12 protein-coding genes are annotated in these 13,663 nt (G+C 71.9%); 8 read left to right on the forward strand and 4 right to left on the reverse strand.

The window, feature by feature from the left end; all coding sequences use genetic code 11:
- Window positions 1-23: 23 nt before the first annotated feature.
- On the forward strand, window positions 24-1,247 hold the full coding sequence (locus tag AB0F17_RS29175; RefSeq protein WP_358029026.1) for a serine hydrolase domain-containing protein: 1,224 nt from the start codon (window positions 24-26) through the stop codon (window positions 1,245-1,247).
- 11 nt (window positions 1,248-1,258) lie between these two features.
- Here the strand turns inward: AB0F17_RS29175 and AB0F17_RS29180 are convergent, their stop codons facing one another.
- On the reverse strand, window positions 1,259-1,996 hold the full coding sequence (locus AB0F17_RS29180; RefSeq protein WP_358029253.1) for an SDR family NAD(P)-dependent oxidoreductase: 738 nt from the start codon (window positions 1,994-1,996) through the stop codon (window positions 1,259-1,261).
- On the reverse strand, window positions 1,996-2,601 hold the full coding sequence (locus AB0F17_RS29185; RefSeq protein WP_358029029.1) for an isochorismatase family cysteine hydrolase: 606 nt from the start codon (window positions 2,599-2,601) through the stop codon (window positions 1,996-1,998). Before AB0F17_RS29185 ends, AB0F17_RS29180 begins: the two co-directional genes overlap by 1 nt.
- A gap of 99 nt (window positions 2,602-2,700) precedes the next feature.
- On the opposite strand from AB0F17_RS29185, the gene AB0F17_RS29190 reads away from it, so the two are divergent.
- The 6 genes from AB0F17_RS29190 to AB0F17_RS29215 are packed head-to-tail and all read left to right on the forward strand — an operon-like array spanning window position 2,701 to window position 9,690.
- A complete protein-coding gene (locus AB0F17_RS29190) occupies window positions 2,701-4,509 on the forward strand; it encodes a protein kinase (protein ID WP_358029032.1) in 1,809 nt (602 codons plus the stop codon).
- Window positions 4,510-4,548: 39 nt separating this feature from the next.
- The gene (locus AB0F17_RS29195) at window positions 4,549-4,908 is read left to right on the forward strand and encodes a Zn-ribbon domain-containing OB-fold protein (RefSeq protein ID WP_214643058.1); all 360 of its coding nucleotides are present in this window, start codon (window positions 4,549-4,551) and stop codon (window positions 4,906-4,908) included.
- Window positions 4,905-5,228, forward strand: a complete 324-nt coding sequence (locus tag AB0F17_RS29200) for a VOC family protein (RefSeq protein WP_308168822.1) — start codon at window positions 4,905-4,907, stop codon at window positions 5,226-5,228. Before AB0F17_RS29195 ends, AB0F17_RS29200 begins: the two co-directional genes overlap by 4 nt.
- Window positions 5,229-5,282: 54 nt before the next feature.
- The gene (locus AB0F17_RS29205; protein WP_358029036.1) at window positions 5,283-6,827 is read left to right on the forward strand and encodes a class I adenylate-forming enzyme family protein; all 1,545 of its coding nucleotides are present in this window, start codon (window positions 5,283-5,285) and stop codon (window positions 6,825-6,827) included.
- A gap of 3 nt (window positions 6,828-6,830) precedes the next feature.
- Window positions 6,831-8,954, forward strand: a complete 2,124-nt coding sequence (locus AB0F17_RS29210) for an acetate--CoA ligase family protein (RefSeq protein WP_358029039.1) — start codon at window positions 6,831-6,833, stop codon at window positions 8,952-8,954.
- Window positions 8,941-9,690, forward strand: a complete 750-nt coding sequence (locus AB0F17_RS29215; protein WP_358029042.1) for a glucose 1-dehydrogenase — start codon at window positions 8,941-8,943, stop codon at window positions 9,688-9,690. Before AB0F17_RS29210 ends, AB0F17_RS29215 begins: the two co-directional genes overlap by 14 nt.
- A 31-nt stretch (window positions 9,691-9,721) precedes the next feature.
- Here the strand turns inward: AB0F17_RS29215 and AB0F17_RS29220 are convergent, their stop codons facing one another.
- On the reverse strand, window positions 9,722-10,342 hold the full coding sequence (locus AB0F17_RS29220) for a PaaI family thioesterase (RefSeq protein WP_358029045.1): 621 nt from the start codon (window positions 10,340-10,342) through the stop codon (window positions 9,722-9,724).
- Between the two features lie 287 nt (window positions 10,343-10,629).
- Between AB0F17_RS29220 and AB0F17_RS29225 the strand changes: the two genes are divergently transcribed.
- Window positions 10,630-12,639: a CHAP domain-containing protein gene (locus AB0F17_RS29225; RefSeq protein WP_358029048.1), complete on the forward strand. Its 2,010-nt coding sequence runs from the start codon at window positions 10,630-10,632 to the stop codon at window positions 12,637-12,639.
- A 318-nt stretch (window positions 12,640-12,957) separates the two neighbouring features.
- On the opposite strand, the gene AB0F17_RS29230 is transcribed toward AB0F17_RS29225, so the two are convergent.
- Window positions 12,958-13,605 carry a TetR/AcrR family transcriptional regulator gene (locus AB0F17_RS29230; protein ID WP_358029051.1) on the reverse strand — a complete coding sequence of 216 codons (648 nt, stop codon included), beginning with the start codon at window positions 13,603-13,605 and terminating at the stop codon, window positions 12,958-12,960.
- Window positions 13,606-13,663: the final 58 nt, after the last annotated feature.

Consider the following 13,663-nt stretch of genomic DNA (forward strand, 5'->3'; position numbering starts at 1 on the left):
CTCCCCTTCTGTCGGAGGTCTTGATGCACTGTGATCCCCGGTTCTCCCGCGTGCGCGAGGCGTACGAGCGGAATTTCACCGATGGTGTCGAGCTGGGGTCCGCGTTCGCGGTCTATCTGGACGGCGAACTGGTGGTGGATCTGTGGGACGGCGTGGCCGACCGGCACACGGGCCGGCCGTGGGAGCGGGACACGCCCGTGTTCGCGTACTCGTGCACCAAGGCGATCACCGCGACCGTGCTGCTGCAGCTCGCCGAGCGCGGCCTGGTGGACGTGACCGCGCCGGTCGCCGAGGTGTGGCCGGAGTTCGGCGTACGGGGCAAGCAGCGGATCACCGTCGAGCACCTGCTCAGCCACCAGGCCGGGCTGCCCGCGCTGGACGAGCGGGTGCCGGTCGAGGAGTTCGAGGACCTGCCGGCGATCGCGGCGCGCCTGGCCGGGCAGCGGCCGATCTGGCGTCCGGGGTCGGCGCACGGCTACCACGCGCTGACGTACGGCTTCCTGGTGGGCGAGGTCGTGCGCCGGGTGACGGGCAAGTCGGTGGGCGAGCTGGTCGCGGCGGAGATCTCCGGGCCGCTCGGGCTGGACCTGTGGGTCGGGGCGCCGGACGACGTGATCGCCAAGGCGGCCCGCCTGACGGCCGAGCCCCGGCCCGGCAGCGAGACGGGCAGGAAGCTCGGCGAGCCGGGCAAGGGCGACGGCGCGCCCCGCCGCGCGCCCGGCGCTCCCGTCCGCGCCACGACGCCCATCGGGCCGCCGAAGGATCCGGTCACCGCGATCGCCATGGCCGCCCGGGATCCCGGCAGCCTGACGAACCGCGCCCTCGGCAATCCGCGGATCCAGGATCTGGAAGGCGGCGCCAACAACCCGGTCCTCCTGCGCGCCGGCTGGCCCGCGGCGGGCGTCGTCACCACGGCCAGGTCGCTGGCGGCGTTCTACCGCGCGCTGCTCGCGGGCGAGCTGCTGCGCCCGGAGACGCTCGAGGACGCCATCCGTCCCCGGGTGGCGGGGCCCGACCAGATCCTGCTGCTGGAGAGCTCGTTCGGGCTCGGTTTCATGCGGCCGGGCATGACGTTCTTCCTGCCGTCCGTGAGCGCGTTCGGGCACACGGGCATGGGCGGCTCCATCGGGCTGGCCGACCCCCGGCACGGCCTGGCCGCGGGTTATGTGATGAACAAGATGGCCGACGTCTTCGCCGGCAACCAGCGGGTGATCCGGCTCATGGAGGCCGTCTACCGTTCGATATGACCGCACGGGCGTCACTGCATGGTCACGCCGCCGCTGACCGACAGCGTCTGGCCGGTGATGTAGGCGGCGCGTTCCGTGCACAGGTAGGCGACGAGGCCCGCCACGTCGGCGGGCGTGCCGAGGCGGCGCAGCGGGACGGTCCTGACGATCTTGTCGACCAGCCCGGGCTCGGCCGCGGAGACGCGCCGGAGCATCGGCGTGTCCGTGGGACCCGGGCAGACCACGTTGGCGGTGACGTGCGCCCTGGCCGCCTCGCGGGCGAGCGTCTTGGCCAGGCCGAACAGCCCCGCCTTGGTCGCCGCGTAGGCGCCTTCGCCGCCGGAGCCGGCCCTGGCGCCGTCCGACGAGATGAACACCAGCCGCCCCCACCCCCGCTCGAGCATGCCCGGCAGCAGCAGCTTGGTCAGCAGCATCGGGCCGCGCAGGTTGACCTGCCACATGAGATCCCAGTTGGCCGGGTCGCTCGCGACGAACGGCTCGACGATCGACACCCCGGCGTTGTGCACGAGGATGTCGGCCTGCCCGGCCGCGCCGCAGAACCGCTCGATGGACGGCGGCGAGGCGAGGTCGACGGCCAGGGCGGCGGCTCCCGGCAGCCCCGCGGCCACCTTCTCGGCCCCCGGCAGGTCCACGTCGGCGACCACCACCCGGGCGCCCAGCGCGGCGAGGTCGGCGGCGATGGCCGCGCCGATCGCGCCCGCTCCCCCGGTCACGACGGCCGCGCGCCCGTCGAGCCGCATCCCGTCCATCACCGAGCGTCCCCGGCCTTCCACTCCTCGACGAGTTCGGCGGCGGTGACGCGGGTGGCCAGCAGGCCGATCGTGTACTTCAGTACGGCCAGCGCGTAGTCGTCCGGTACGCCCGCGACGGCGTCGGTCACCACGGAGACCCGGTAGCCGAGGTTCACCGCCTCCAGGGCCAGCCCGGTGATGCCCAGGTTGAGCGAGAGCCCGACGGCCACCACGTGCGAGACGGACAGCGAGCGCAGCGTCATGTCGAGCGAGGTGCCGGTGAACGGGGAGAACCCGTGGTGGCGCCGGCTCTCCAGGTCGGCGTCGTCCCGCAGCTCGGGCAGCACCTCCACAGCGGGCGTGCCCTCCAGCATGTGGCCGGGATCCTTGAGCAGGGCGGTGATGAACGGGCTGTTGCGGGTGTGGGAGCCCGCCCGGTCGGGGCGGAAGGCGGCGGTGCAGTGGATCACCGGGAGGCCGGCCGCCCTGGCCGCCTGAAGTACGGAGGCGGTGTTGCCCACCACGTCACGCCGCTGGCACACAGCCACCAGGTCCGGAAATTTCGTTAGATCGCCGACGACGCCCCGCTGCATCTCCATGACCAGCACGGCCGTACGGTCCATCCGGCGCCTCCAGTTAGCCGAGCGCTTGCTTGGCTACGAACATATCACCCGGCAACCGACCGTGATAATCACCTGACACATCGCGAAATATCTGGACCCGTGACAACCGGGACCCCGGGTGAGACCGTCGAACGGGAGACGGCTGCGTTATGGGGGTTCGCTTTGGTCCCTGGTTACCGAGAAGTACGCCAGCTCGGCGCGGGGCACACGGGCCGCGTGTTCCTCGCCACCTACCAGGCCACCGGGGCTTATGTCGCGATCAAATACCTGAACGCGACCCTGCGCCGGGACACCGAGTTCATGGAACGCTTCCGGGTGGACGCCCCCTCACTGGTGGAGCTCGACGACCCGAACGTGGTCCAGCTCTACGAGTACGTGGAGACCGCGACCAGGGCCGCGGTGGTGATGGAGCTGGTCGACGGGGTGTCGCTGCGTACCATCCTGGCCGAGCACGGCCGGACCAGCCCGGAGGCGGCGCTGGCGGTGCTGAAGAGCACGCTGTCGGCGCTGGCCGCGGCCCACGAGAAGGGCGTGCCGCACCGGGACGTCAAACCGGAGAACGTGCTGGTCCAGGCGGATGGCACGAGCAAGCTGACCGACTTCGGCGTGGTGGTTCATGCCGAGGAGCCGGGGGTGCCCGCGGGCAGCCCGCCGTACATGTCGCCCGAGCTGTGGACGCAAGGGGAGGCGGGGCCGTCCGCGGACCTCTACGCGGCGGCGTGCCTGCTGTTCGAGACCGTCAAGGGGCGGCCGCCGTACAAGGCGGAGGACGTCCCCTCGCTGCGGGACAAGCATCTGGTCGAGCCGGTGCCGCTGGAGGTCGCCCCCGACTCGCTGCGCGACCTGCTCAGGCGCGGGCTGGCCAAGGACCCGGCGGTCAGGTACGCCTCCGCCCTGCAGTTCGCGGCGGAGGTGGAGGAGGACGCGGTCGCCGGCTACGGCCCCGACTGGGAGAAGCGCGGGCGCCGCCACCTCGGCGAGCTGGCCACGCTCCTCGCGCTCCGCTTCCCGCTGGCCAGGACCGACGCGCCGACCACCACCCCGGGGGCCGGCCGGCGGATCAGCGTGCCCAGGCTGCCGCCGCACCTGTGGATCGCGGGCGCGGCGGTGGTCGCCGTGCTGATCGCGGTGGTGCTCTCCGGCGGGCTCTCTTCCGGCCCTGCGGGCACGGTGCTGATGCCGCGGCCGAAGACGTCCGAACCGCTGGATCCCAGCCCGGTCGACGACCAGACCCCGGTCCGCCGGACCTCGGAGACCGGCCGTCCCACCGCCAGGACGGCGACGATCGCCCCGGTACCGTCCGCCACCGCGCCCGTCACCGTTTCCAGCGCGCCCGCGCCCACGACGTCCCGGCAGTCCGCGCGGACGCTGCCCAGCCCGGCCGTGCGGTCGGCGGACATCGTCCAGTGGACCGGCTCGGCGGGCGCGGTACGCGTGGCCGCCGACGGCCGGGGGCCGGTACGGCTGCGCATCACGTACACGCGGCGTGACGGCGACGGCCAGGCCCGTACGGTGCACATGGAGACCCGCACGCTCACCGGCCAGACCGCCTACACCGACTCCGTGGCCCGCGACCTGGGCTCGGTCGGCTGCGGCAAGCAGGCGCACTTCGGCCTCCTGCTGCTGACCGAACCGGCGGCGGCCAACGGCCCGCAGGTCAGCGAGGTGACCGTGGACGGGCCGCCGTGCCCCGCGCCGAGCACCTCGCAGCCGACGGCCGGCCCGCCCACCGAGGAGCCCGCCACCCCGACGCCGTCCCAGCCGCCCGCCGCGCTGCCCTCGGACTCGCCGCGCTCCGAAACTCCACCCTCAACTCCGGCCTTCGTCTCGCCGAGCCCTGATGCGCGGACCTCGCTCACGGATGATTCGCTGACCTCGGGCGAGCCGGCCGAGGAACCCGCCGGCTAGGCTTGTCGAGCAACCAAGCGTGCGCTAGCTTGGCTAGCGATGACCTGTGACACCTCCGCCTACTGGGCCGCCTGCAGGCGCGGCGAGCTGGTCGTCCAGCGCTGTACGGCCTGCGATCGGCGGGTCCACCTCCCCGAGGCCGACTGTCCTCGGTGCGGTGGCGAACTCGTCTTCGAGCCGGTCTCCGGCGCGGGCGTGGTGCACACGTACACCGTGGTGCACCGCTCGTTCGCGCCCGGCTACCGGGGCCGCGAGCCGTACGTGCTGGCCTGGGTCGATCTGCCGGAAGGCGCGCGCGTGTTCGGCCAGGTCGTGGGGTGCGCGCCGGAGGAGGTCCGCATCGGGATGCCGGTGCGGGTGACGTTCGTGGACGACTTACCGCATTGGAGGCCCGCGTGATCGTTGGCAACGTGCTCATACCCGTGGCCGATCTGGACGAGGCGATCGCCTTCTACGGGCTGCCGGTGAAGTTCCGTGACGGTGACAGGTTCGCCGCGCTGAACGGGGGTGGCGTCACCGTGGCGCTGGCCGGGCCCGCCGAGCACGTCACCGCCTCGGCCGCGCCGTCGTTCAAGGTGGACAGCGTGCGGCAGTCCGTACCCGATCTGGTGGCGCGCGGCGCCGAAGTGGTCCGCGAGCCGGAGGACGGGCCGCACGAAACGCGGGCCGTGCTGCGCGATCCCTCAGGAAACGTCTTCGTGCTCTATTCCCCCCTTTGACGGCATTGGTCTCTCTACCGGCATCCACCCCTCTGACGACGGAGGCACCCCCCGATGGCGCGATCACCGTACGGCAACTATGGCCACGCGATCCTGACCGCCGCAGCGATGAGCACCCCCGACCGGGTGGCGCTCACCTACTGCGGCGAGCGGAGCTTCACCTACGACGAGCTGAACAGGAGCGTCAACCGGCGGGCGCACGCGTTGCTGGCGGCGGGCGTCACGCCGGGCATGCGGGTGGCGGCGCTGCTGAACGAGACGCTGCACGTGGCGGAGGTGTACCTGGCGCAGGCCAAGATCGGCGCGGTGACGGCGGCACTGAACCCGTACTGGCCGGTGGACACGCTGCGTGCGGTGGTCGAGCGGTCGGGGTGCACGGCGTTCGTGTACGACTCGACCGTGGAGCAGGTGGTGGCGGAGATCAGGCCGTCGCTGCCCGCCATCACCACCTGGATCAAGGTGGGCGCTTCGGACACTTCGGATGCCTCGGAGGAAGAGCCGCCGCTCGCGGGCTTCCACGACGACCCGCTCGCGCTCTACTACACCTCGGGGACGACCGGGCTGCCCAAGCCCGTGGTCCACACGCACGCCTCGTCGCTGGCGACCGCGCAGATCTGGCTCGACGTGCCGCGCGGGCCCGACGCGGTGTTCGGCACGGGCGCGATCATCTGGGGCATCGGCTTCCCGGCCATCGTCGGGCCCGCCCTGTACGCCGGGATGCGGCTGGTGCTGGAGCAGGACTGGGGCCCGGCGAACTTCCTGCGCGTCGTGCCGCGCGAACGGGTCACGCACGTGTCGCAGATCCCGTCGTTCTACGCGGCGCTGCTGGGCTCGTCCGAGCACGAGGCGGTGGACCTGTCGTCGATCCGGGTGATCATGCTGGGCGGCGAGCCGCTGACCGCGACCATGCTCGGCCGGATCAAGGAGCGGCTGCCCGGCGCGGGCGTCTACTCCTACTACGGCCAGACCGAGGCCCCCTACACCTGCATGGGCCGGGTCGACGACGGCTCCGCGCCGCTCGGCTCGTCGGGCCGGGCGCGTACCGGGAACGCCGTCCGGGTCACGGACCCGTCGGGCCGCCGCGTGGTGGACGAGGTCGGCGAGATCAACCTGGCCGGGCCGCACCGGATGACCGGCTACGACGGGCTGCCGGACAAGACCGCGGAGGTGCTGCGCGGCGCGTGGTACGTCGGCGGCGACCTCGGCTCGGTCTCCCCCGACGGCGTGCTGCGCGTACTCGGGCGGCGCGAGGACGCCATTCTCAAGGGCGGCGTCTGGACCCAGCCGGTCGCGGTCGAGGAGGCCGCCGCCGCGCTCGACGGCGTGGCGGAGGCCGGGGCGGTCGGGGTGCCCGCGCACGTCGAAGGGCAGGACGCGGCCGAACAGCGGATCCTGCTGGCCGTGGTGGCGCGTTCCGGGCACTCGCTCGACGCGGCCAAGCTCGCACTCGCCCTGGACGACAAACTGGCCCCGCACCAGCGGCCGGACCGCATCGTGGTGGCCGACACGCTGCCGCACTTCGAGGACGCCTCCGGCGGGCCCGGCAAGCTCCTGCGCAGGGAGATCAGAGAGCAGCACGGCCACCTGCTGGGGAGCTGAGCGGTGGTCGCGGAGCACGAGGCCAAGGCGCTGCTGCGGGAGGCCGGGGTGCCGGTGCCGCGCGGGGTGGTGGTGCGCGGGATGGACTTCGGTCCCGTGATGGACCTGCGCGAGCCGCTGGTGCTGAAGGCGTACGGGCCCGGGATCGTGCACAAGTCCGAGGCCGGGGCCGTGGTGCTCGGGCTGCGCCGGGCCGACGTCCCGGCCGAGGCCGCGCGGATGCTGGCCGAGGTCGTCGGGACCGAGGGGTTCCTGATCGAGGAGCAGGCTTCCGCCGGGGTGGAGCTGATCGTCGGGCTGGTCCACGATCCCGGCTTCGGGCCCGTGCTGCTGGCCGGGCTGGGCGGGGTGTGGGCCGAGACGCTGCGGGACACGGCGCTGGGCCTGTGCCCGATCTCCGAGGGGGACGCGCGGCGGATGCTGGGGTCGCTGCGCGGGTCTCCGGTGCTGTACGGGCTGCGCGGGCGTCCCGGGGTGGACGTGGACGCGGTGGTGAAGCTGCTCATGACGGTCGGCGGGGCCGGCGGGCTGTGGGAGCGGCTGGAACTGGGCGAGTTCGAGATCAATCCGGTCATCGCCACCGAGTCGGGCATTGTGGCGGTGGACGCGCGGTATCTCCCGGCTGCCGACGCCGCGCCTGAGGCTGCGGATTCCGGGGAGCCCGCGGATTTCGGGCCGCTCTTCGAGCCCAGGGCGGTGGCCGTGGTCGGGGCGTCCACCAGCAGGCCGAACTTCGGGAACATGTTCCTTGAGTTCTACAAGGCCGCCGGTGTCCCGCTGGTGGCCGTGCATCCGGAGGCGCGGGAGGTGGGCGGCGTACCCGCCGTGCCCTCCCTGGCCACGGCCGACGTGGACTACGCGCTGGTGGCGGTGCCCGCCGAGCGGTGCGCCGAGGTCGTCCGGCAGGCGATCGGTGTGCCGTACGTACAGGTCATGAGCGGCGGGTTCGGCGAGGCGGGACGGCCGGAGCTGGAACAGGAGCTCGTCGCCGCGGCCCGGGCGGCGGGGACGCGGCTGCTCGGCCCCAACTGCATGGGCGTGTACTGCCCGCGCGGGCGGCAGACGTTCGTCGGCGGCGGGCTCGGCCCGGCGGGGACGGTCGCGCTGATCTCGCAGAGCGGCGGGCTGGCCGGAGAGGTGATCAAGGTCGGCGAGCGGCGGGGGCTGGCGTTCAGCCGGGTGGTCACCGTGGGGAACGCCGCCGACGTCACCCCGGCCGAACTGCTCCGCTGGCTGTCGACCGACCCCGAGACGCGGGCCGTCGGCCTCTACTTGGAGGACCCGCGTGACGGGCGGGCGCTGTACGAGGCGCTGGCGGCCGCTCCCATGCCGGTGGTGCTGCTGGTCGGCGGGCGCAGCGCCCAGGGTCAGCGCGCCGCCGCCTCGCACACCGGCGGCCTGGTCAGCGACGGGCGGATCTGGCAGGCACTCGCCGACCAGACCGGGGCCACCCTGGTGACCTCCCAGGACGACCTGATCGGTGTTCTCGCCTTCTTCCAGGCCCACGGCACCCGAACAACAGGTCCGTACGACGGGACCGCGGTCCCGGGCGACCAGGTGGGCGCGCCTGGCGCGGCTTCAGGTGACGAGCCGGGCTCTCTGAGGGCGGCATCGCATGGCGGGGCGCTGGTGATCGGGCCGAGCGGCGGGGCGAGTGTGCTGGCCGCCGATGTCTTCGATCGGGCCGGGGTGCCGCTCGGGCCGCTGCCGGACTCGGTGCTCGGCGAGCTTCGCAGGCTCGGGCTGGGGGCCGGCTCCTCGCTGGCCAACCCGCTGGAGGTGCCCGTCGGCCCCCGGAGCGGGCCGGACCTGGTCCGGCGGGCCGTCGAGGTGATCGTGCGGCACCTTCCGTACCCGGATGTGGTGGCGCACGTGAACGTACAGAGCTTCTTCACCTATGGGACGCGGGCCGAACCGCTGTTCGAGTACGCGCGGGCGCTGGCGGCCACACAGGACGCGCTCCCGGGGATCAGGGTCACGCTGGTCACCAGGAACGGCGAGTGCGCACCCCCCGGTGTCGAGGACGAGGTCAGGGCGATCGTGGCGGCGGCCGGGATCCCCGTCTACCGATCTATGGAGGCGGCCTCGGTGGCCGTCGCGGCGGGAGGTCGCAATGGGACTGCTTGACGGCAAGGTGGCGCTGATCACCGGTGGAGCGCGCGGCATGGGCGAGGCGCATGTGCGGCTGTTCCTGGAGGAGGGAGCGCGCGTGGTGTTCGGTGACGTGCTGGACGAGGAGGGCAAGGCGCTGGCCGAGGAGACGGGCGCGACCTTCGTCCATCACGACGTCACCGCCCCGGAGGAGTGGGCGCGCGCGGTCGCGACCGCCGTCGACATGTACGACAAGTTAGATGTCCTGGTCAACAACGCCGGGATCCTGAAATTTCGGCGCATCACCGAAATGGCGGTCGAGGAGTTCGACCGCGTGATCGACGTGAACCTCAAGGGCACCTGGCTCGGCGTCAAGTCGGCGATCGCGCCGATGCGGGCGGCCGGGCGCGGTTCGATCGTGAACATCTCCTCGATCGAGGGCTTCATCGGCGCCGAAGGGATGTCGGCGTACGCGGCCTCCAAGTTCGCCATCCGGGGGGTCACCAAGTCGGCCGCCCGCGAGCTGGCCCGCTTCAAGATCCGCGTCAACTCGGTGCATCCCGGGGCGATCAACACCTCCATGGCCCTGGATCCCGAGATCATGAGCGAGGTGGACGCGGACGCGTTCCTCCGCAGCATGGTCATCAAGCGCTTCGCCAAGCCGGTGGAGGTGTCGCACGTGGTGGCGTTCCTGGCCTCGGACCGGTCCAGCTACTGCACGGGCAGCGAGTTCACAGTGGACGGCGGGCTGCTGACGGGCGCGGGCTACTGACCCGCGCGGGCCACTGACTGGCGCGGACTACTCACGGAGGCCCGTCCAACCACGCCGTCGGGGTGATGAACAGGCCGGTCGCCTCGGCCAGCACCGTGCCGTCCGGCAGCGACACGCGGCCGTCCGCCCACGCCTTGCGCCCCTCCGTGCGCGTGTGCTCCGCCGTCACGATCACCGGGCGGCCGTACGGCACGGGCGCCCGATAGCGCAGAGTCAGCGTGCCCGTCATGCCCGCCAGCCCGGCGACGGCGACCGCCTGCCCCAGCAGGTGGTCAAGGGCCATCGCGATGATCCCGCCGTGCACGGAGCCCGGCGGCCCCTCGTGCAGCATCCGGAACGACACCTCTGCCCGTACCCCACCGCTCGCGACCCGCTCCACGACCAGCGGCACCGCGAACGGGTTGGCCGCGCCGATGGCGGCGTTGCCCAGGTGGCGTACGGTGCCGTCCGGCGCGATGTCGAAAGACTGCGAGGACACGCGGACGGTCGCTTCGAGACGTTCGGTCAGGGCGGCCAGCTCGGCGGTCACGGCCACCAGCTCGTCCTCGTCGACGTCGGTGATCAGCACCGCGTCCATCAGGTCTCTGGTCTGCTGGGCCAGGGCGCACAGGGCGGCGATGCGGGACTCGCCGGTGGCGACGTCGATCGTCATTGCAGCATCTTAGAACACGTTCTACCGAAACACGTTCTAGACACCCAAAGGTAGATCTTTTACTATCAAACCGTCCTTGTGGGGACATTTCTGGCAAGCTTTTGACCTGCGGTTTTGGCGCGCATTACCTTTGGAGCTACCTTGACCCGTGCTTGACCTGCCCTTTCGCCACGGTAGCCTCCTTCATCACGGAAGACGACAGGCCTCCGGTTTTGCTACATACGTCCCACGTACCCGTGGCTGTGTGGATAAACCCGGTCTTGCCCGGAAGGTTCCTTCGCACGTCCATGACGCCAGAGATGAAGAAGTTCGTCGACCTGCTCGAGAGTCAGCTTGGCTACTCCGAGAAGGGCGATGCGTACACCAAGTTCGGCCACTGGTACGGCAAGAACGTCGAGTTCGACGCCGACTACAGCTCCGCCCCTTGGTGTGACATGTACCTGTCGTGGGCCGCGCACAAGCTCGGCTACGAGGACTGGATCGGTCAGTTCGCCTGGACGGTGGGGCACGCCGAGTGGTTCAAGGAGCACGGCGCCTGGGGGCACCAGCCCATGCCGGGCGCCTTCGTCTTCTACGACTGGGGCGGCTCGAACGACATCGACGCCATCGACCACGTCGGCTTGGTGACCAAGGTCGAGGGCGACACGATCTTCACGATCGAGGGCAACATCGACGGCGGCGTCGCCAAGCGCAAGGAACGTGACACCAGCAAGGTCGTCGGCTACGGCTACCCGGAGAAGATCAAGACCCGCCTGGAGAACGAGGCCGCCCAGAAGCAGGTCGAGGGGGAACAGGACGCGCAGCAGCGGGCGAACGAGCAGGCGTCCACCTCCACGACCTCCACGACCTCCACGACCGACGTGGGCAAGCTCCAGCTCCCCGACGGCACCCCGCTCATCGACATGATCTCCCGCATCGGGCAGGGAGTCGGGCAGAGCGAACACCTCCAGGCCCCACTCGCCACCCGCCCCAAGCAGGCCGTCTCCCCCGCCCCCACGGCCACCCGCAAGTCGTCGCCCGCGTCCACCACGAAGGCCGCCGAACAGGCGCCCAAAAAGGGCAAGCACGCCAAACCGGCCACCGCCGACACGAACGCGGTCACCAGCAACCCGGCCCCCTTTCCGACCGTCGTCGACGCGTCGTCCGCCACGCCGGTGTCCACTCTCTCGTCTCCCGCACTGATCGGCTCCGCACTGGTGGCCGCCCTCGCGGTGCTCGCCGTCGCCAAGACCAGGCATATGCGCGTACGACCGGCCCGCGCGGCCGCCTTCGCCGCCCCCGCCCCCACCCCGGCGGCCGTCGGCCACCGGCGCCGCCGCCGGAAGCCCCGCACCGAAACAGCCCCTGTCCTGGCCCGCACGGCCACCTCGGCCCTCACCACCCCGGCCAAGCTCACCACCGCGAACGACCTCGCCGTCGCCACCCCAGCCGAGCTCACCACCCCGAACGAGCTAACGACCGCGAACGACCTCGCCTTCAGCACCCCGGCCGAGCTCGTCACCTCGAACGAGCTCATCGCGTCGACCGACTTCGACTTCGCCGTCCCTGCCGAGGTCATCGCGTCCGCGCTCACGAGCGAGCCACGCCTCGACGTGACCGACCCGCGTCTGGTGGCCGGTGCGAGCCGCTCGATCCTGGAACGATTGAAGCCGTTGGAGCCGATCGCCGACCTGCTGGCGCGGGCCTCGGCGCCGATCCCCGATGCGACGACGGAGTTCGACGCGTTCACGCCCGTCCCCAGCGCGGCGACGACGCGATTCGACGCCTTCGCACCGTCCGTTGACAGCACGCCGCATCGTCCCGGGCCCCGTGCCGACACGCGCACGCCGTACACGCGATCGACACAACCCTGGCCCACGGCCGAGCAGGCGGAGAGCCCTCAGGCGGGCGGCTACTACGGGCGGCGTCGCAGCAGCGGGCACCCTGTCGAGGAGGCGGCCCCCATCGCCTCGGACGGTCCTCTGCGGGGGCGCCGTCATCGTCCCCTGGGCGCTGCCCACGGCGCGGAGGCGTTCGCCCAGGACGCACCGTCACGGGGCCGCCGCCACCGTCTCCCGTCGGCCGTCCCGCCCCGCACGGATGCCTTCGACACCGCCGCCCGTGCCCGCCGCCAGCACAGCCACGAGGCGCCGGCCGCCCCGCACACCGTCGAGGACGAACTGCGCACCTGGTACGACGAGCTGCGGGCGGGGGACGGCAACCTGCTTGTGACCCCACGAACGCAAGCCGTCGCCCCGGCACGTCCCCCTGCGCGCACAACCCGCGCAGGATCACGCGGAGGCCGCCACCGCGCCTGACCTCACACCGCCCGGCTTCCGCGAAGCTTGCGCGAGCACCGAAACGGCACGCACCCGATCGCCCGCCGAGCCTCGTGTCCGCCAACCACGAAGGCGGCGCGGCGTCTCCGGCAAAACCGACACAATGCGGACGCCATGAACCGATGCATTTGGCGGTGCCGACGACGTGCCGGGAAGCTCGAGGAATCCGAACGGGTGGCCCGCACCACACGACCGCATGAGGGCTCGCGGGGAGCAATCACCGCGATCAACAGATTTCGATCGAGCAGGTGCTGGGCCTGACCCCTCCATGCGGCCTGCGGGTCGGGACCCGCCGCATCACTGCCGGCTGTCGGGTGACTCGGCGGGTCGTGGTCGGAGTGCTCCGGCGATCAGCTGGCTGGCCAGGGTGAAGACCTCGTCGGGGCGCGTGCCTTCGGGGTCGGCCAGCCAGGCCAGGACGACGCCGTCGAAGAGCGTCACGACGAAGCGAGCCAGCGCCTCGGCCCCGCCGGGAAAGTCGCGACCGGTGCGGGCCAGCCACGGGGCCATGACGGCGTACGCCGAGGTGCGGTAGGCGGTGTACTGCCGTCGGGCCAGCTCGCGCTGATCAGGGGCGCGCAGGGCCCAGGTCGTGAGCTCATAGACGGCCAGTTGGCGTCCGGGGTCGTCCTGGCTGACAACCTCGAACGCGGCGCGGAAGCTCGCCAGCAGGTCCTGCTCGGGATCACCGGTGTCCTGGGCGTACGCGGTGGCGGCGACGGACTTGAGCTGCTCGAGCAGACCGCCCACGACCTCCTCGAGCAGTTCCTCTTTCCCCGAGAACCAGTAGTGGACCAGCCCCAGCGGCACTCCGGCCTCCCGGGCGACGTTGCGGGTCGTCGTCGCCGCGACGCCGTCGCGGGCGATCACGCGGGAGGCTGCGCCGACCAGTTGGTCACGTCGGCCCTGGTCGGCACGGCGCTGGGGGTTTCGTGTGTTTGCCACGGCCCATTTCTAACACATCTTGTCCTGGACGCTTGACCAATTCAGGTGACCAAATACA

The sequence above is a fragment of the Nonomuraea sp. NPDC026600 genome (genome assembly GCF_040638335.1).
Lineage (GTDB): Bacteria > Actinomycetota > Actinomycetes > Streptosporangiales > Streptosporangiaceae > Nonomuraea.